This window comes from Ochrobactrum sp. 19YEA23 (assembly GCF_029909865.1).
GTDB classification, from domain to species: Bacteria; Pseudomonadota; Alphaproteobacteria; order Rhizobiales; family Rhizobiaceae; genus Brucella; species Brucella gambitense.
Window position 1 is genome coordinate 199,925 of the sequence record NZ_JASAMQ010000006.1, and the last position, 18,434, is coordinate 218,358.

Consider the following 18,434-nt stretch of genomic DNA (forward strand, 5'->3'; position numbering starts at 1 on the left):
ATCGACGTGAACCGACTTCAGGGCATGTTGTGCATATTGTGCATGTCATGACCCTGCTCCTGATTGGTATTAGGAGTGGTTTGAACATCCGTCGCCGCGGGTTGAGCTTCCTCATTGCTATAACGATTGTCGTGTTGGAGCTTGGCCTTATTCTCCCGGCTATCGACACCTGCACCGCCCATCCGGTCAATATGCATCATATCGCTCATGCACATCTGGCCCGGTCGAACGCACATATTGAGTATGGCTTCGAAGAGCCCGTCATCAACTGCGCCGAAATACCGAACGGGGTCCTTGATACTCGGCTTTTCGAGCTTCAGATATGTGTCCCGGTTCAGAGCCGTGCCGTTCTGCTTCACCTGATTTATCCAGTTGTTAAAACCTGAATCATCAAGACCGTGAAACTGAAAGCGCATATGTGAAAAGCCTTCACCGCTGTAATTCGATGAGAAGCCTTCATATTCGCCGGCCTTGTTGATGACAGCATGCAGCCGGGTCTGCATTCCGGGCATCGCGTAAATCATGCCTGCAAGTGCCGGGATATAAAAGGAATTCATGACAGATGAGGCCGTGATCTTGAAGTTAATTGGCCTGTCAACAGGAGCCGCCATCTCGTTGACGGTGGCAATTCCATAGTCCGGATAGAAGAACAGCCACTTCCAATCAAGAGCTACGACCTCAACCGTCAGCGGCTTGATACCAGCCTCAACCGGTCGCGCACCATCAATTCTATCTAGGGGGCGGTATGGATCGAGCTTGTGCGTATTGACCCATGTAATCGCGCCCAATGCGATGATGATGAGCAGCGGGGCCGTCCAGATAACCACCTCCAGCGCAGTCGAATGATGCCATTCCGGATCATATTTGGCCGCGCTGTTGGACTGCCTGTATCGCCAGGCAAAGAAGAGCGTAAGGAAAATAACCGGCACAATGATAATCAGCATAAGGATCGTCGATATGACGATGAGGTCCCTCTGCTGTACGGCAATGTCACCTGATGGCGACATGACGACCATATTGCACCCGGCCAGCCCCAGAAGAAGTGAAGCTAGGATCGTATTTCGTATGAAACTAAAGAATGAGTCCATGTTAAACCCGACCTACATTCTGTTCCTTTAATCATGATAAGGCACAATCGCGTTTCGGGAAGACCCATTTTTCAGTTTGTGAAAATTTCGCGGCAAAGCAGCTTTTAGGCAACTATATATGCTTTTTTTTTGCCCTGTTCCTTGATATCGTGCGCTGGTGCGACATCATAAAGCACATGATACGTTTCCCTCGGAGAGTTTCATGAGTTCGTCCGCCACGCCGACATCATCAGGTCTTGAACAAGACGCACGACGCATCCACAGTGACGGAAAGCCCCTGTCTCCGGGCAACGTCGCCATCGGTGTTGTAATTGGCCGCACGTCCGAATTCTTTGATTTTTTCGTCTACGGACTCGGGTCCATTCTGGTTTTCCCGAAGCTCATATTCCCGTTTGCACCTGATCCGGTGACGGCGACATTAATGTCGTTTGCGGTTTTTTCGCTCGCATTCATTGCGCGCCCCGTGGGTTCTTTCATCTTCATGTGGATCGACCGGCAGTACGGGCGGGGAACGAAACTTACGCTTGCCCTTGTCATTCTCGGTGGTTCGACGGCATCCATCGCATTCCTGCCCGGCTTTGAGACGATCGGATATTGGGCCGTATTCCTGCTCGCTCTGTTCAGACTTGGACAGGGCTTCGCGCTCGGTGGCGCATGGGATGGCCTGGCTTCACTGCTCAGTTTGAGCGCGCCCCAGAACAAAAGGGGCTGGTATGCAATGATCCCGCAGTTGGGGGCACCCATTGGCTTTGCGCTTGCCAGCGTTCTCTTTGCCTATTTCGTGCATAATCTCAGCGAAGCGGACTTCCTTGCCTGGGGCTGGCGCTACCCTTTCTTTGTGGCCTTCGCGATCAATGTTGTTGCGCTATTTGCCCGTCTTCGCATCGTTGCAAGTAGTGAGTTCGGCGCGGCGATGGAGGCGCAGGAATTGCAGCCGCGGCCGGTATTTGAGATGTTGAGCAAGCACAGCACTGACGTCCTGCTCGGCGCATTTGTTCCGCTGGCAAGCTTCGCCATGTTCCATCTTGTGACGATCTTTCCACTCAGCTGGGTTGTTCTTTCGGGCACGCAGCCTGCCGAACGCTTCCTCTGGGTGCAGGTAGCAGGTGCCGCGATTGGGGTTGTCGGTATCATCCTGTCGGGGTTTGTCGCAGATCGCATCGGACGGCGCAGTGAATTGATGGTTGGCGCCATCATCATCGCCATATTCAGCTTTTCCGCCCCCTTCCTTCTTGATGCAGGCAGCGCCGGACAAGATGCTTATATTCTGATCGGCTTTGGTGTCCTGGGACTGACATTTGGCCAATCTTCGGGCGCTGTCTCTTCCCGTTTCACGCAGTATTATCGTTATACCGGCGCGGCTTTGACATCGGATCTTGCCTGGCTCGTCGGTGCGGCGTTTGCCCCGCTCGTCGCCCTTGGGCTTGCGACCAGCCTCGGCATTATCTTCATCGGCGGATATCTGATATCCGGCGCAATATGCACACTAGCCGCGTTAAGCCTGTCGCGCGTGCTCGATCACAACTGAGAGAATATTTTCGGCAAGCCAAGCCGTCTCGGCTTGGCTTGCCGGGTGTCGTGCGTGCCTTACGCCAGCGGCTTATAGGCGATCACATCCATTTCTACCTTGGCGTCAATCATCAACGGTGACTGCACTGTGGAACGCGCTGGCGGATAGTCGATAAAATGTTTTTGAAACACTGCGTTGAAACTGGAGAAATCGCGCGCGTCATCAAGCCAGACATTCACTTTGACCACATCAGCCAATGTGCAATCGGCAAGGGCCAGCACATCCTTGATGTTGGTAATGACCTGTTCGGTCTGCGCAACGATATTACCTGTAACCACTTCGCCATTGACTGTGGGAACCTGTCCGGAGACATAGACAAAATCGCCTGCACGAACCGCTTTGGCAAAGGGTCGGCGTTGTCCGCCAGCCTGATTATCAGCGGTTTCGTAACGGATCAGCTTTTCATTGCTCATCTCTAAGCTCCTTATTTAATTCGTGTTTTCGCTTGATGACAGGCATGGTCGTATCATTCACGCGGCGGATAAGCGTTCGCCCCATTCAGCAAAGTCCTGCACCAGATGACCGGGCGAGACTTCGATATAGCTGCGTTTTGGAGGTACGTAGTCGAGCGGTCGCAATGGGCTCTTTATTTCCTCGCCAAGCTCTGGGCGCACCAGTCCACGCGATGATGGATCAGGAACCGGCACGGCGGCTATGAGGCGGCGCGTATATGGGTGCTGAGGATTGCCAAAAATCGCCTTGCGAGGCCCGATCTCGACGATCTCACCGAGATACATCACCGCAACGCGATGACTGATCCGCTCGACCACGGCCATGTCGTGGCTGATGAACAGGTAGGCAAGATCATGCTCCTCCTGCAAATCGAGCAGAAGATTGGCCACCTGTGCTTTGACTGAAACGTCGAGCGCCGAAACAGCCTCATCCGCAACAATCAGCTTTGGCTTCAACGCCAGGGCGCGCGCGATGGAAATTCTCTGTCTTTGGCCGCCTGAAAATTCATGCGGAAAGCGCTCTGCAACCGAAGTCGATAGTCCGACCTGCTCCAGCAGTTCCGCAACGCGCTGTTTCGCCTCGCGCTTTCCCATCATCTTGTGGGCCAGAATTGGCTCTGCAATCACCGCGCCAATGCGAATACGGGGATTAAGCGAAGCAAATGGATCCTGAAAAATCATCTGTGCGCTGCGCCGCATTTCACGCAACTGCGATGCGCCCAGTTTGGTCACATCTTGGCCATCAATGACTATATTTCCCGATGTCGGCTGGAGCAGACGCATGACCGTTCGTCCGGTCGTCGATTTTCCGCAACCGGATTCCCCGACCAATGCGAGCGTTTCGCCGGGGCGAAGATCGAACGAAACATCTTCAACGGCGTGAATGCGACCGTTTGGAAGATCAAACCGCACGACAATATTGGACGCCTGAAGAAGCGGCTTTCGGTCTTCGGACACGGGTTTTGTCTGCACACCATCCGTGGCTTTTCCGGTTTGCGGATCAACGGATGGAAACCGCTTTGGCGCTGTCGCAGCGCCCATGGTCCCCAGACGCGGAATGGACGCGAGCAGCGATTTGGTATAGATTTCTTTCGGTGCAGCGAAGAGGTCTTCCGTTCGACCGGTCTCGACCATATCGCCACGGAACATAACCACAGTCCGGTCCGCAACCTCGGCAACCACACCCATGTCATGCGTGATGAAGAGAACAGCCATGTTCTCTTCCTGCTGCAACTCGCGAATGAGGTGAAGGATCTCGGCCTGAATTGTTACATCCAGAGCAGTCGTTGGCTCGTCGGCAATCAAAAGCCTGGGGCGACAGGCGAGCGCCATCGCAATCATCACACGCTGGCGCATGCCGCCGGAGAACTTATGCGGATATTCTTTCAGGCGGGAGCGGGCGGCTGGAATGCGGACACGCTCCATGAGACGAACAGCCTCATCTTCGGCCTGCTTCCAGCTCAATTTTTGATGAAGCACCAAGGCTTCGGCCAATTGATTGCCAATCGTGAAAACCGGATTGAGCGAAGTCATCGGCTCCTGAAAAATCATCCCGATGGACCCACCGCGTACCGAGCGCATTTCGGCTTCGGACACTTGCAGAAGATCGCGCCCATCGAGCAGAATCCGGCCTTCCGACTTCGATTTTGCAGGCGGCAGCAATCGCATGGTGGAAAGCGCGGTAACGCTCTTGCCCGAGCCGCTCTCGCCGACAATTGCAACTGTCTCGCCGGCCTTCACATGGAAATTGATGTTGCGGATAACAGGCCGCCAACCCTCTGCCGTTTTGAACGAAGTGGTCAGGTTTTCAACTGACAGAACGGGACGAGTATCATTGCTACGCTGTTCAAACATGATCAGCTTTCCTTCGCGAGACGCGGATCGACCAGATCACGCAGGCCGTCGCCGACGAGTTGCAGCGAAAGGACGGAAAATACGATGGCAAGGCCGGGAAAAAGCATAAGCCAGGGCGCGTTGTTCATATATTCGCGTCCCGATGCCAACATGGTGCCCCAGGTCGGCATGTCCGCCGAAACGCCAACCCCCAGGAACGACAGGCTTGCCTCTGCCAGCATTGCTGAGGCGAAAACGAATGTTGCCTGAACGAGAATGGGTGACGCCAGATTGAGCAGCACGTGACGCAACAATATCTGCCAGGTCGGAAGTCCCAGCGAAATTGCAGCCTCGATGTAAGGCATCTCGCGGATCACCAGTGTAGAGCCGCGCACGATACGCGCCAGACGTGGCGCATAGGTAATCCCAAGCGCAATGATGACGGTCATCAGCGAAGGTCCAAGCGCTGCAACAAGCGCAATGGCGAGCAGAATATCCGGGAAGGACATCATCGCGTCGAGCAGTCTGGAGATAGGTGTATCCAGCTTTCGGAAATACCCGGCTGTAACACCCAGAATGACGCCCAGCACGGTTGAGATCACAACCACACCGAGGCTGACGAGCAACGAAATGCGCCCTGCATAAATGGAACGCGAGAAGATATCGCGCCCGAATTCGTCGGTGCCGAAGAGGTGCGACCATGACGGCCCGTGCAACTTGTTGACGATCGACAGTTTATTGGGCGCGTAAGGCGCGACCCACGGCGCGAGAATGGCTGCCAACACCACGACAAGCAAAATGAATGATCCGAGCAGGATTGCACGGTTGCCGAACAGACGCCGCAAGCTTGATGCAAAGGGCATGGAAAGGGAAGCGAGCGTCACAGGCGTACCCTCGGATCTACGAGAATATAAAGCATGTCGACCACAAAATTGATCAAGACATAAATGGCGGCTACAACAAGCAGGGTGCCCTGGATTACCGGATAGTCACGGCGCAAAACCGCCGACACCACCAGATTTCCAATGCCCGGCAGACCGAAGACGGTTTCCGTCACGACTGCGCCAGCGACCAGCATTGCAATGGATAAGCCAATGACGGTGATGATGGGTACAAGCGCATTCTTGAAAGCATGCTTGAGGATCACACGCCGTTCACTCGCGCCTTTTGCGCGAGCTGTGCGAACATAGTCATCTCCCAGCACGTCAAGCATGGCGGCCCGTGTAAATCGGGTAATCAGAGCGGAATTGACCACACCAAGCGCCACGGCAGGCAAAATCAGGTGATGCAGTCTTTCCAGAAAGCTCGTGTCGGGACCACCATAACCAGATGCCGGGAACCAGCCATATTGCACCGCGAAAATCTGGATAAGGAGGAGACCCAACCAGAAACTCGGCACGCTTGCTGCCACCATGGTTAGCACGACCACAGTCTGATCGAAGAAAGTACCCCGTTTGACCGCTGAGAAAATTCCAACAGGCAAGGCGATCAGCACCGCAATAAGTATCGAGAACAGCGTAAGAAAGAATGTCGGTTCCGCACGCGACGCAAGCGCATGCGTAACAGGCTGATTGAGAAAGATAGACTGGCCAAGATCACCCTGGAATATGCCGAGCACAAACTGTCCATACTGAACCAGAAGGGGCGCATCCAGCCCCATCCGTGCTCGCAAATCTGCGATGTCCTGCGGGGTCGCGTCAGACCCCAGCATGACGGCAGCCGGATCGCCCGGTGTGACCCGGACAATGACGAATACAACTGTGACAACAAGGGCAAGCACGACGGCCATGCCTATCAAACGGTGTAACAGCGCCCGGGCGATCCTCGACATAGTCTGCCTCACTTCTTAGGGGCTACATTCCAGAAATGCGGCCAGTAAGTTGGCGTATAACCGGACACTCCATCCGCAACGCCGGCAAGCGCATTGAAATTGCCGACCTTGTAGAGCGGTGCGTCATCATAGATGACGGTCTGGATGCCTTCCCACGCCTTCTGTTTTGCTTCATCGCTCGTCGCATCCATATAGGTCGCGACAGCCTTGGCTTTCTGGTCTGATACATACCAGCCTGGATAGGTATCCGTGATGGTGTTGATTGTCGTTGGATCGCCCGGGAAATTCGAATGGGTAATGAAGATATCCCATTCTTTCGGATCGGCGCGGCGTGTCGTCAATGTAGCCCAATCGACAACCTGCATATCCACCTTGAAGCCTGCTGCCTCAAGATAGGCTTTCGCCACTTCACCAATCTTGTAATGGAACTCATATTGACGGCTGGTCAGGAGCCGGATCGGCGTGCCGTCATATCCGGCATCTGTCAAGAGCTTGGCAGCGGTTTCCGGATCACCCTCGCCATAGCGAGCGACACCGGCCTCCGTGTGCCAGAACGAACCTTCTGGGAAGATGGAACCGTCGACGCTGTAGAAACGGTCATCGGAGAAGGCTGCGAGCATCATGTCGGACGCATTGAGTGCGGCCTGCACTGCCTGACGCAGTTCCTTTTTGACGAGCGCGCCTTCCTTCATGTTGATATTCATGGAGGCCCAGCCAGAGTTCTTAAATATGACCGGCTTGGCCTTACCGCTTGCCTCAACGCGCTCATAGGCGCTGACAGGAAGCGAGTCTGCGAAATCAAACTGACCGGAAATCAGCCCCTCGACGCGCGTATTCGCATCAGGAACGGGCACAAAGCGCAGTTCCTTTGCAATGGCCTCGCGCTTGCCTGCATAATTGCTTGGCTCGCCTTCCGGGGACTTATAGTCGTCGAAGCGGACAAGCTGTGTGTACTGATCGGGCTTGCGTTCCTTGAGCGCATAGGGACCAGTGCCGACGAACTTCGTCAGCGTATCGGCGATCGTCTCGGACGGAATGATGATCGATGCCTGCGATAGAGTGGCAAGGAGCGGTGCATAGCGCGACTTGAGCTTTATGATGACGGCGTGGTCGCCGTCTTCAGCCAGGCTGTCCACGATGCCGGCAACCTGCTTGCCCTTGGAATTGATTTCCATCCATCGCTTCAAGGATGCAACGACGTCCTTGGAGTCAAAGTCGCTGCCGTCGTGGAACTTCACCCCTTCTCTCAGCGCAATCCGGTAAGTCAAACCATCTTCGGAGATTTCTGGCATACCAGCGGCGAGCAATGGAACCGATTTCCACTGTTCATCATAGGTATAGAGCGTCTCAAAGATATGCTGATCAATCGTCAAAACGATATCGGTTGGAGTCTGCATCGCATCCAGCGTTGGCGGCTCGCCAATGGTCGCGATGGTCAGAATGCCATCTGACGATTGCGCGAAAGCCATCGCGCTCGAACATAGAAGTGCTGCGGTGGTCGCGAGCAGGAAACGTTTCTTCATTGTGACTCCCCTTTTATAATTGGACTGACTGATGGTTCGCTGTTGTTAGTCCAGCCTCAGCGGATCGGCGACCCGTGGCCAGAGTTCCAGACTTGCTTTCCTGTATGGCGTGACTGCCGGATTGGTTGGATATGATGTCGGCGCTGCGATATAGACGATCTCCGACGCGACAGGCTGAAACCCGGCCTGGAAATGATTGGTCGACTTGACGACGAGGAAATCCTTGTTGGCAAAATCGATCCCAAGGTTAGTGAAGATATCCGGTTCATAGGTCTGAGACCGGCTGGTGATCAGAATGATATCAATTTGTGTTCCAACGGGACGGATTACCGCAACGCGTCCCAGATTAACCCTACTGTTGCGGAAACTCTGCCAGCCTGCATCCGCCACCTTTTCTATGGTCACGCGCAAATCCAGTGGTTCACCGCCCTGCCATGAAGATTTGCCGCCGACGCGGATTTCAAGCTCGGCTCCCTCGCCTGCCGCATGGCAGAAGGCGACTGCAACCGGATCCCAGATGGTCGCAACGGCGAAATTGTCGAGCTTGCGCTCGAACATACGACGCAGAATATAGGTCGCGTCACCCGCCACGCCGCCGCCCGGATTATCCCATATGTCGGAGATCACAACAGGACGCGAGAGATCGCTGGCGCGCACTTCCAGTACGCGGTCCAGACCGGCTTCGGTATCGAACATCTCCATGGCGGTCAGTTTGCGCATGCCGTAAAGTTCCTGCCCAAGCTCGCGCGCAAGCTGGTCACCTTTGGCCTTGTCATTGTCGGTAACGACAACAATCCGCGTCCCCATATCGGGCGCGTCACCGGCCATGAAACCATGGATCACGGAAATCGACAGGATGCCATTCTTGCCCTGCATGGCCACGAGGCGATCGACATAGGACCGCATTGGCTCGCGATTGGTGGGGTAGATTGTGATCATGCGACAATCGAAGGTCGAAATGACAGGCTTGACTTCTCCGCGCAGCGTCCTGAGAGCCAGATCGACGACATGCTCTCCCCGTTCCTCAAAATCCGTATGTGGGAACTCAAGAAACGTCGCCATAATGTCGAGATTGGCCACACGCTTGGTCGTCAGGTGACTGTGCGGATCGAATTCGGCAGCGACCAGAATGTCAGGACCGACAATCGCGCGCACTTTTTCCAGAAAGTCGCCTTCCGGATCATCGTAGCCCTGCGCCACCATTGCACCATGCAGTCCAAGAACGACGGCGTCCACGGGAAGCGCTGCTTTCAGTTCGGCCAGAATTGTATCGCGCAGCGTCTCATAGGTCTGGCGTTGGATGAGACCTGCAGGTTCAGCCCAGCACGACGTGCCTTCGATAACCGTGAAACCTTCGGCTTTGCCGCGGCGTCGCAAGATAGGCACAACCGATGAACACAGGGTCGGTGTTTCCGGGTGCTCACCCGGCCCCGCATAAAAGGCAGCCTTGAATGCATCCATGTCCGTTGGAACGGGAGAAAATGTATTTGTTTCCGTGGCCATTGAGGCTGTGAATATGCGCATGAATTGGTTCCAAGTGGACGGGGTAAGCAAGGCATGCTTGCAAATGGTCATGCACAAGACCCGACGATCAGGTGCGCTGGCTTCAAGATTGTCTCCACGTCCTGCACGCAAGGAACAGTTCACGCAGCCCGGCGAATAAGCCGATACAACCATTGAATTTGGAGTATGAAGGTAGTCTCCGCCTTATGTTCACCCTTTGATTATTTTCTGTAATTTATTTTCTTGATAATGCGTTGAATATTGGCTGTGTCAACCGGATATCGCGGCAGACGTCGCCAATCTAACCGACCTATGAAAATTCATGAAATTCATTTTCACAGGTCGATGGAGATGGCTCGAGGGGTGACAAGTCGAAAATGCTCGATCAATCAAGGCTTTTCGATGCTGACGCAATGCTTCAACCGAAGCAATTTTACTTATCAGATGAAAAAAGAGCCGGAAAATCCGGCTCTTTTTTCATAAATTCTACTCATTTTTTTGGCGGTACACCGTCAATTCACACGTCGAACACCACACAACTCACCAAACAGTGCCACGCGCGGCAACATCTTCAACGCGAGTCACCACACCATCGCGATGAAAAACCATGCGGTCGAAAAGGTTGCTAACGACACATGTGTGGTTCGGGATGACGCGGACAATTGCACCCACTGGCGGAAACTCCTGCTTGCAATCTGTCAGGTCCACCACACCATGCTCCTCCGAAAGAGAAACAACCCGCGCGCCATCAAAGCCTTCGATGATGCCATGATCGACAAAGCCAAGAAGGTCGGATGTCAGAGCTTTGGAACCGCAATCAAGAACCGCCCTGCCCGGCGCAGGTCTGGAAACCACAGTCGCCAGAATATGCATGGCAAGGTCGTCATTGGTGCAATGCCCTGCGCGAACCATGCTTCGGTCATTATAGACATAGGTGCCGGCACGATGCTCCGTGGCAGATGGCACCAGATGTGCGGAGTAAAGGTCCGGTGAGCCGCCATTGGAGCGGATCGGGCAGTCTATTCCTTTCGCGGAAAGCTTATCCATCGTCTCGACGATGAAACTCTCGACCCGCTCTGCCCCACCCGCCGCCGGATAGGTCAAAATGCCGGCAAAACGCAACCCCGGCTGCGCAGAGATCAGCTCAGCCAACGCCACAGCGGCATCGGGTGTCTGAACGCCACAACGTTTGCCGCCCGTATCGCATTCCACCAGTACTGAGAGCGATCGTTCGGCGTTGAAGGTCTCACCAAGCCCTTTAATCGTGACGTCGCTGTCGACCGTCACTTTCAAACCGCCAATTTTCTCATTGAGCGCTTTCAGCCGCACAAGCTTCGCTGCACCCAGAATGTTATAGGTAATCAGGATGTCATCGAAACCGGCATCGGCAAAAACCTCCGCCTCGGTGATCTTCTGGCAATTGATGCCTTTGGCGCCCGCTTCCACCTGCTGTCGTGCAACAGAGGGGATTTTGTGCGTCTTGATGTGTGGGCGAAAAGCCTTCCCATGCTGATCGAAATAAGCCTGCGCGCGGGCAATGTTCGAAGCCATACGATCTTCATCGATGACCGGCATTGGCGTGGGGATGTTTTCAAGTGGCGTGCCTGCTTCTGGCCAGGGGAACGTCATGAAGTGCCTCTCTCGGGTGCGGAATGCAATGCTTGCTAGCGGTGTATATTATTTTCTTGATAGCTCTCTTGTAAGAGATAATCATTGATCAGAACGTGGAAAATTTCCATAGTTCTGTAATTATTTTTCATAATACAAACACGATAGACCGTCTGCCGAACGCAGTTTGCACCCCGACCGGAGATCCCATGGACGTCATTCACGCATTGTCAGACAAGGAAGGCAAACTTTCCGGTCTCGAGAAAAAGCTCGCCACTGTTGTGCTTGAGAATGTCGATTTCGTCGTCAATTCTTCCATTGGCGAGTTGGCAGAAAAAGCGGGCGTATCTCCGCCGACCGTAACGCGGTTTTGCAGGCGGATAGGCTGTCAGGGCTACTCCGACTTCAAGGTGCAACTGGCAAAGATCACCTATGTTGGGTTGCGTTACCTGATGCCGGAAACGGAAACCAGCACGGTAGAAGAAGTGGCTGAAGACATTATCACTAAAGCGCAGAATGCGCTTTTCCAGCTCCACCGCCAACTCGATCTGGTTGCCATGGAAAAGGCTGCCCATTTGCTGCGTGGGGCTGATTTCATCCAAGCCTTCGGTGCAACCGGCAACTCGGCCATGATCGCCAATGAGCTCCACAACCGGCTGTTTCGTCTTGGATGCCGCATCAATGCATCGACGGATCACAGCATGAACCACATGCTCTCCGCCGCTGCCCAGCCGGGGACGGTTGTGATTGGTTCATCCATCACAGGTCGCGACCGCGATCTGGTGCATTGCATGAATTTGCTGCGCGCCCGCGCTATTCCCACCATTGCGATAACCCAAAGCAATTCCGCCGTAGCACAAGCTTCTGATTTGGTGATCGCTATCGATCTCGATGAGGGCAAGAACATCTTTCGCCCCACATCCACCCGATATGCCTATCTGGCGACAATCGATATTCTGGCCAACATGGTAGCCTATGCCGACCGCAGTCGCTCCGCCCATGTGCTCCGACAGATCAAGGAGGAGCTTGTCCGGTCCCGCGACGGCGACGACAAACAGGTACTAGGGGACTGATATTTATAGCTCAGGCCGCATTTATCATGCGGCCTGAGCAGTTACTTGAGATGCGCCACCGGTGGTTAGCGTTGCGCCACCGGGCGAACCAACGGCGTCACGCGGCGAATGGTAACCCGACGGTTTTCCTGTTCCGGTCCATCGGTCTTGATCTTCAGGAACCGCTCACCATAACCTTGTGTGACAAGATTTTCAGCCGGAATATCATAGACTTCCGTCAGCAGGCTCGCGACCGACTCTGCGCGCTTGTCAGAGAGAACAAGGTTCGATCGATCAGAACCGACAGCATCTGTGTGGCCTTCGATGAAGAAGGTTTCGCCGGGATCTTTGGCAAGGACCTTTTGCATGGCGTCGGCCACTTTGCGCAGTGTCTTGGCCTGCGAAAGCGAGACTTCCGCGCTGCCGGTCGCGAAGTGGATTGTGTCGAGATCGATACGACGCACCTTATCGCGCAGACGTGCAGAATGGCGCACTTCATCGATCGTGTAGACGCGTTCAACACGCTCGACCGGAGGCATGGCCAGGAAGTCATAGAAGTCACGATCACGGTCGTCTGTTACGTCGATGATATAATCGCTGACAGGGATCGTGAGGCGCATCGGTGGCAGATCGTAACCAACATCGGCGATAGCGGCACGCGGCGTATCTTCATAGTCGGGGGCATAGACCATCAGATATTCGTTGCCGTCGCGGTCGATACGGGAGCGCTGCACAACATCACCATAACGGTCATAAACAGTGACCACACGGTAGCCACCGGGACGCACAATCGTTTCGCGCATGCGGCCGCGTGGCAGCTCATCATAATAGGCTTCTTCGGCATTGTGGCGCAGACGTGGGCGATCATCGCCGCGCACGAACATCCGGTCGCCGACATCCATAACAACGCGGTTATCGACCTGCTCAAGTACCTTCACATTGCTGACGTTGTTCGTCACATTGTTAACCGTCGTGTTATTGACGACCGTGTTGTTAACAACGGTGTTGTTCACGATATTTGTGGTTTCCGGGACAACGAAAGCGGGTGCTTCGTCGACGCGCTTTCCCTTTTCCTTCAGATTGGCTTCAATCTTCTTGGGAAGATCGGCCTTGATCTGCTCGGGGATGGCAACCTGCGCGGATGCGTCGTCTGCGGGGGGCGGTGCTGAGGCTTCGGCTTTACGCTGTTGACCACGCTGCTTGCGACGTTGCTCGCGGGCCTGATTGCCACCGCTATTATCGGCATCCTTGTCGCTATCGAGAATGGCAGCGCCATTTTCGACCGGTAGAACCACCGTTTCGTCGGTCTTCGATGGATCTTTCGCGATTGCTTCCTTTTCGGCAGCTGAGCGCTTGTCCACAATTGCAGGCACAGGCTCTGGCTTCTTTTCAGCTTCCTGCGGCTGCTCCACTGGTTGCTGCTCTACCGGCGACGGCTCGCGATTCTTCTTTCCATGCTGTTCTTTGACAGCTGGCTGTTCCGCAGGTTGAACGGGATTGACTTCACCAGGCTGTGGTTCGGTCGGCTGCACTGGAACAGGTGCAGATTCCGGCTGTGGCGCTGGCTTCTCTGCCTGTGCATCATCGGCAGGAGCCGGCCTCTTCTTTGGCCGTTCTGCTGGCTCCTTGGCAGTCTCTTCCGATGCACCGTTTGCATCCGGCGTCTTCGCTGCTGGCTTCTTGTGGGCAGGAACCTGTTGTTCTGGTTCAGCCTCGCCTTTCGGCACGCTTTCTTCCGATGCAGGCTTCTTCTCTTGGGCTTGGCGCTGCGTCTCTTGCTCTGCCGCCTTCTTTTGCTCGACAGCCTGCTTTTCAGCCTCGTCGGCAGCAGCCTTCTCCTGCTTCTGTTTCTCGGCCTGGCGTTCCGCTGCTTCCTGCTCCGCTTTCTGCTGCTGCTCAGCTTTACGCTGTGCCTGTTCTGCCGCCTTCTGCTGTGCGGCAGCTTCTTCCTCGGCCTTTTTCTGTTCAGCCGCCTGACGCTGCGTTTCCGCTTCAGCCGCCTTGCGTTCTTCAGCCTGCCTTGCAGCCTCTGCCTTTTCCGCCTGCTGCTTTTCTATTTCCTGGCGATGCGCTTCTTCCTGTTCGGCACGCTTGCGCTCTTCGGCCTGACGCTGGGCTTCCTCCTGCTCAGCCTGTTTCTGCTCCTCAGCCTGACGACGCCCGTGGCCCTCTTCAGAAGGACGCTCGCCCTCTGCCTGTGGCTGTTCAACGGGCTGCTCCTGAGGTGCTCGCTCTTCGCTGTTTTCCTGAGCCACCTGATAAGGCTGCGACAGCATATCCGCGAAAGATGGCTGCGCAAAAACGCAGACCGACATCACCGGTATCGCAACAGTGGCGCGAAGCTTGGAACGAATAGACATAGATCCTTCTCCTTCTGGAAGGCAGAACTGATAAGCAAAGGGCCTGCTTCCGATTCCGCGCATGCTGGAATGCGAATAGAGGCAAATTGCGGCAACTTCACAGAAGCGTTACCGGTATGATCATGAACCGTTGCTGAATGCGGTTTTGCACGGTTTTAAAGCAAAAGAGCGCGAGCTTGACTTTAAATGCCGACACAAGGAGCCATGGCTTACTGTGGCTTATTCATGGTCGCGTAACTGTGGGAGAGAGCGCCCGATTGAGACAAGCACCGATTAGCAGTTGCCCTGCGATGGAAACTCTAGGCAGAAGTTGAGTCTGCTTTTCCCGAATGGCCATTCCTCGCCATGCTTGTAGAAAAATTCTGCGCAATATCGGCAAGGGTGACGCCTTGCAATCGCGTCATAAGCAGTTGTTCTGCTTCATTGAAAACGCTTTTGAGTTTTTCGTTAACTGCTTGTTCTATAACGCAACCTGGCATGTCGTAGGCCGGACCGACCGCAAAAATAGACGGCTCGCCGACAGCGCGATAAATGTCAAACAATGTCAGCTGATCGAGCGGTCGCGCCAGTGTCCAGCCACCGCCATGCCCCTTCTCCGAGCGCACATAGCCCTCCTTCCGAAGTCCCGCCATCGTGCGTCGGATCACCACTGGATTGGCATCCAGCATCGATGCGATTTCCTCTGACGTCATGGCGCCGTCGTGATGCTCCATATGGATCAAAACATGCAACATGCGCGATAGCCGGCTATCCTGCCTCATATATTTTCACTCTTTGTATCGGCCTGAAAAGACAGGCCGGATTATCGGATATTTCTGGCCGGAAAGCAAATTGATACAAGTGAAGTTACATGACTATTGACTCTCTCATTTCATGTAACTTATGTTGTGTCATGTTCGATAAACACCGTTATGGAGGTTCACAATGGCAGCTCAAAAAGCTGTTTCAGCAGGGACACCATCAACGACTATCAAGATGACCGGATCAACAATCATGCAAAATTACGAGACCATCATCATCGGCGGCGGTCCCACCGGACTTTCTGCGGCCCTGATTGCTGGGCGCGCGTTGCGCAAAATGCTTGTCATTGATGGCGGCGAACCGCGAAACCGGAAAGCGCCTGCAATGCATAGCTACCTGTCGCGGGATGGTATCCTGCCGCAGGAATTCCGGAAGGCGGCGCGCGAAGAGCTATTGCGTTATGACACGGTGACCTATCGGGAAGGTCTGGTCCAGACTATACAGTCAGCGGACGGCGGCTATTCATTGGAGTTAGCCGATGGAGACATTGTTTTTGCGCCCAAAATTCTCCTCGCCCTTGGCGTGACTGATCAACTACCGACAATTGAAGGCCTCGTAGAAAACTGGGGGCGCGGCGTTCATCATTGCCCTTTCTGCGATGGCTTTGAACATCGCGGCGAGCATTGGGGTGTGCTTGCGGAAACAACAGCCATGCTGGATCACGCCGCATTCTTCAAAAACTGGGCGGGTCGCCTGACTGTTTTCACCAACGGCGCTGACCTTCCAGCGGAGAAGTTGTCCGATCTATCGCGCGCAGAGATCAATCTGGTCACAACACCAGTCAAAGCAGTCCTCAGTGGCGATGGTCACACCATCGGTGGAATAGTGCTCAGGGATGGACGCCGGGAAGATATCCAGTCGCTGTGGATCAGGCCACTTCAAAGCCAGACGTCCATCGTCACCGGATTGCCACTCAACATACGCGATGACGGCGGCTTGTGGCGCAACGAAATGAACGAGACTTCAATGAAGGACATCTACGCTGCAGGTGACTGCGCGGCAGGGCCGATGCAGCAGGCCATTCTTGCCGCAGCCGATGGAGCGCGCACAATGTTCTCGATCATACACAGTCTTGTAAACGCGTATTGAAAGCGCGCAGCAACTGAGGTCTCATCAGAAAATAAGCCCGGAGGCACCCTAAACTGGACGCCTTCGGGCTTGCAAAATGCTTAAGAACTTAGTCCAGCACGTAGCAGGCTTTTCCTTTTCCGGGTGCCGGATCACCGAATGAATAATTGCCGCAATCAACCCCATCACGGAAAGTGCGCTCTATAAAGCGGCCGTTCGCGCCATAGCGAACCCGTTTGCGACCATAGAAGTCACAATATCCGCCTTCCTTGGCGCAAGGCCTCCAATCCCGGTCCCGGTCGTCGTAACGATCTGGTCGACCCCGACGGTCGGGGCGGTCGGGGCGACCGTCTCGGTAGTCACGGTCACGGACAACGAAAGAACAGCTTTTCTTCTTGCCCGGTGCGGGATCGTCAAAAACGCGGTTTGAGCACGGCACTTCCGGGCGGTCGATGAAACGGGACGTGTTGCGCCCGCCTGTTCCGTAAACAACTTCAGCCGGATAAGGCAGTCGGCATATGCCGCCCTCACTTGCACAACGCTGCAACTCTGCTGCGGAAGCGGTCGTTGCGAGCATGGGCGAAAGCATTGCCATTACGCCGCCGAGACAAAGCGATGCAACCGTCGTCTTAACTACAGATACCATTCTTGGTCCCTCCATATGTGCCGGACTATGCTTTAATTCCAGATATTTGAATAGAGGATGAATGAGGTCGTACGCTTTGCAATTAAGATGACCGCATCGCCATATGGCTCGGACCTTTTACGGCGCCTAAAATAGAAAAAGCCCCGCAAAACGGGGCTTTCCTGAAAGACTGGGGCTGAACGCGCTTAGCTCTTCGGGCTCAAATCCATGGAAAACCACTTTTCCGACATTTTGGCGAGTGTGCCATCTGCCCGCATTTCGGCCAATGCCTTGTCGAGCTTGGCTTTCAGTTCCGGCTCTTCCTTGCGCAGGCCAATGCAGACATTGGTTGCCTGGATGCCACCAACCAGAAGCGGCCCAGTGATCTTCAGCCTGCCATTGCTCTTCTCAGCGCGGTCACGTGCGAAAACCACATTGTCGTACTGACCGTCAACGCGGCCGGATTCGAGATCCAGCTTGACCTGTTCCGATCCTTTATAGGTACGGACCTGAACTGCATCACCGAAATTCTGTTCGACAAACTGCAGCTGGCTGGTCGAAAGCGATGCGCCAATCGTCTTGCCTTTCAACGCTTCCTTGAGGTCAGCAATCGCCTTTTTGCCTTCCTCGGTATCCGTGGAAAGGCTCTCGCCGGTGTGCGGCAGGTTGGCCAGAGGACCATCGGCTGGCACCAGGAAGGTGTTCGGCGTGATCACATATGGATCGGAGAAATCGATAACCTTGCGACGCTCGGGGTTCGGTCCCATCGTCAGCACAACGTCGAATTTGCCAGCCAGCAGCGACGGGATCTGGCTATCCCAATCCTGCGCAACAATGTTGCACTCAAGTTCGGCGCGCTTGCAAACCTCCTTGATGACATCAAGATCAAGGCCCTGAAGCTCACCGCCCGGGCTTGTCAGATTGAAAGGCGGAAAAGCGCCTTCGACACCCACCGTCACAGCTTTCCAGTCTTTCGCCAAAACACTGCCGCTATAAAGCATCGACAAAGTGCAAAGGCCAATGGCCGCAATTTTCTTCAGCATAGTTCCCTCATGCTTATTTGTGTTTTCTATCGGCAATGCGGGCGGCGGTTACGCGCTTTTCTCTACCCGCTTGCAAA

The 18,434-nt window shown here is 54.6% G+C and carries 15 protein-coding genes; 3 read left to right on the forward strand and 12 right to left on the reverse strand.

What is annotated here, in order from left to right; genetic code table 11:
* Nucleotides 1-17: 17 nt before the first annotated feature.
* Nucleotides 18-1,088, reverse strand: coding sequence for a ubiquinol oxidase subunit II (gene cyoA / locus QBD01_RS16565; protein WP_280993727.1), 1,071 nt, complete (start codon nucleotides 1,086-1,088; stop codon nucleotides 18-20).
* A 202-nt stretch (nucleotides 1,089-1,290) separates the two neighbouring features.
* On the opposite strand from cyoA, the gene QBD01_RS16570 reads away from it, so the two are divergent.
* The gene (locus QBD01_RS16570) at nucleotides 1,291-2,616 is read left to right on the forward strand and encodes an MFS transporter (RefSeq protein ID WP_280993728.1); all 1,326 of its coding nucleotides are present in this window, start codon (nucleotides 1,291-1,293) and stop codon (nucleotides 2,614-2,616) included.
* Between the two features lie 59 nt (nucleotides 2,617-2,675).
* On the opposite strand, the gene QBD01_RS16575 is transcribed toward QBD01_RS16570, so the two are convergent.
* The 7 genes from QBD01_RS16575 to QBD01_RS16605 all read right to left on the reverse strand — a co-directional run bounded on the left by QBD01_RS16575 (nucleotide 2,676) and on the right by QBD01_RS16605 (nucleotide 11,429).
* Entirely contained in the window at nucleotides 2,676-3,071 is a 396-nt protein-coding gene (locus tag QBD01_RS16575; protein WP_182521473.1) for a RidA family protein, read from the reverse strand.
* 57 nt (nucleotides 3,072-3,128) lie between these two features.
* Nucleotides 3,129-4,964, reverse strand: a complete 1,836-nt coding sequence (locus tag QBD01_RS16580; RefSeq protein ID WP_280993729.1) for an ABC transporter ATP-binding protein — start codon at nucleotides 4,962-4,964, stop codon at nucleotides 3,129-3,131.
* A 2-nt stretch (nucleotides 4,965-4,966) separates the two neighbouring features.
* Nucleotides 4,967-5,806 carry an ABC transporter permease gene (locus tag QBD01_RS16585; RefSeq protein ID WP_280993850.1) on the reverse strand — a complete coding sequence of 280 codons (840 nt, stop codon included), beginning with the start codon at nucleotides 5,804-5,806 and terminating at the stop codon, nucleotides 4,967-4,969.
* A gap of 17 nt (nucleotides 5,807-5,823) precedes the next feature.
* On the reverse strand, nucleotides 5,824-6,774 hold the full coding sequence (locus QBD01_RS16590) for an ABC transporter permease (RefSeq protein ID WP_392391425.1): 951 nt from the start codon (nucleotides 6,772-6,774) through the stop codon (nucleotides 5,824-5,826).
* A gap of 8 nt (nucleotides 6,775-6,782) precedes the next feature.
* Entirely contained in the window at nucleotides 6,783-8,297 is a 1,515-nt protein-coding gene (locus tag QBD01_RS16595; RefSeq protein ID WP_280993730.1) for an ABC transporter substrate-binding protein, read from the reverse strand.
* Between the two features lie 45 nt (nucleotides 8,298-8,342).
* Complete coding sequence (locus QBD01_RS16600; protein ID WP_280993731.1) at nucleotides 8,343-9,821, reverse strand: M81 family metallopeptidase; 1,479 nt, start codon at nucleotides 9,819-9,821, stop codon at nucleotides 8,343-8,345.
* A 519-nt stretch (nucleotides 9,822-10,340) separates the two neighbouring features.
* Entirely contained in the window at nucleotides 10,341-11,429 is a 1,089-nt protein-coding gene (locus QBD01_RS16605; RefSeq protein WP_280993732.1) for a D-TA family PLP-dependent enzyme, read from the reverse strand.
* Between the two features lie 188 nt (nucleotides 11,430-11,617).
* On the opposite strand from QBD01_RS16605, the gene QBD01_RS16610 reads away from it, so the two are divergent.
* Entirely contained in the window at nucleotides 11,618-12,481 is an 864-nt protein-coding gene (locus QBD01_RS16610) for a MurR/RpiR family transcriptional regulator (RefSeq protein ID WP_280993733.1), read from the forward strand.
* Nucleotides 12,482-12,546: 65 nt separating this feature from the next.
* On the opposite strand, the gene QBD01_RS16615 is transcribed toward QBD01_RS16610, so the two are convergent.
* Nucleotides 12,547-14,820 (reverse strand): OmpA family protein, encoded by a 2,274-nt coding sequence (locus QBD01_RS16615; protein WP_280993734.1) that lies wholly within the window; start codon nucleotides 14,818-14,820, stop codon nucleotides 12,547-12,549.
* Nucleotides 14,821-15,119: 299 nt separating this feature from the next.
* On the reverse strand, nucleotides 15,120-15,581 hold the full coding sequence (locus QBD01_RS16620) for an Rrf2 family transcriptional regulator (RefSeq protein ID WP_182521480.1): 462 nt from the start codon (nucleotides 15,579-15,581) through the stop codon (nucleotides 15,120-15,122).
* Between the two features lie 163 nt (nucleotides 15,582-15,744).
* Between QBD01_RS16620 and QBD01_RS16625 the strand changes: the two genes are divergently transcribed.
* Nucleotides 15,745-16,710, forward strand: coding sequence for an NAD(P)/FAD-dependent oxidoreductase (locus tag QBD01_RS16625; RefSeq protein ID WP_280993735.1), 966 nt, complete (start codon nucleotides 15,745-15,747; stop codon nucleotides 16,708-16,710).
* An 88-nt stretch (nucleotides 16,711-16,798) separates the two neighbouring features.
* Here the strand turns inward: QBD01_RS16625 and QBD01_RS16630 are convergent, their stop codons facing one another.
* Together QBD01_RS16630 and QBD01_RS16635 are read right to left on the reverse strand one after the other, a co-directional pair.
* Nucleotides 16,799-17,335, reverse strand: a complete 537-nt coding sequence (locus QBD01_RS16630) for a hypothetical protein (RefSeq protein WP_280993736.1) — start codon at nucleotides 17,333-17,335, stop codon at nucleotides 16,799-16,801.
* Between the two features lie 185 nt (nucleotides 17,336-17,520).
* The gene (locus QBD01_RS16635) at nucleotides 17,521-18,357 is read right to left on the reverse strand and encodes a transporter substrate-binding domain-containing protein (protein WP_280993737.1); all 837 of its coding nucleotides are present in this window, start codon (nucleotides 18,355-18,357) and stop codon (nucleotides 17,521-17,523) included.
* Nucleotides 18,358-18,434 lie beyond the last annotated feature (77 nt).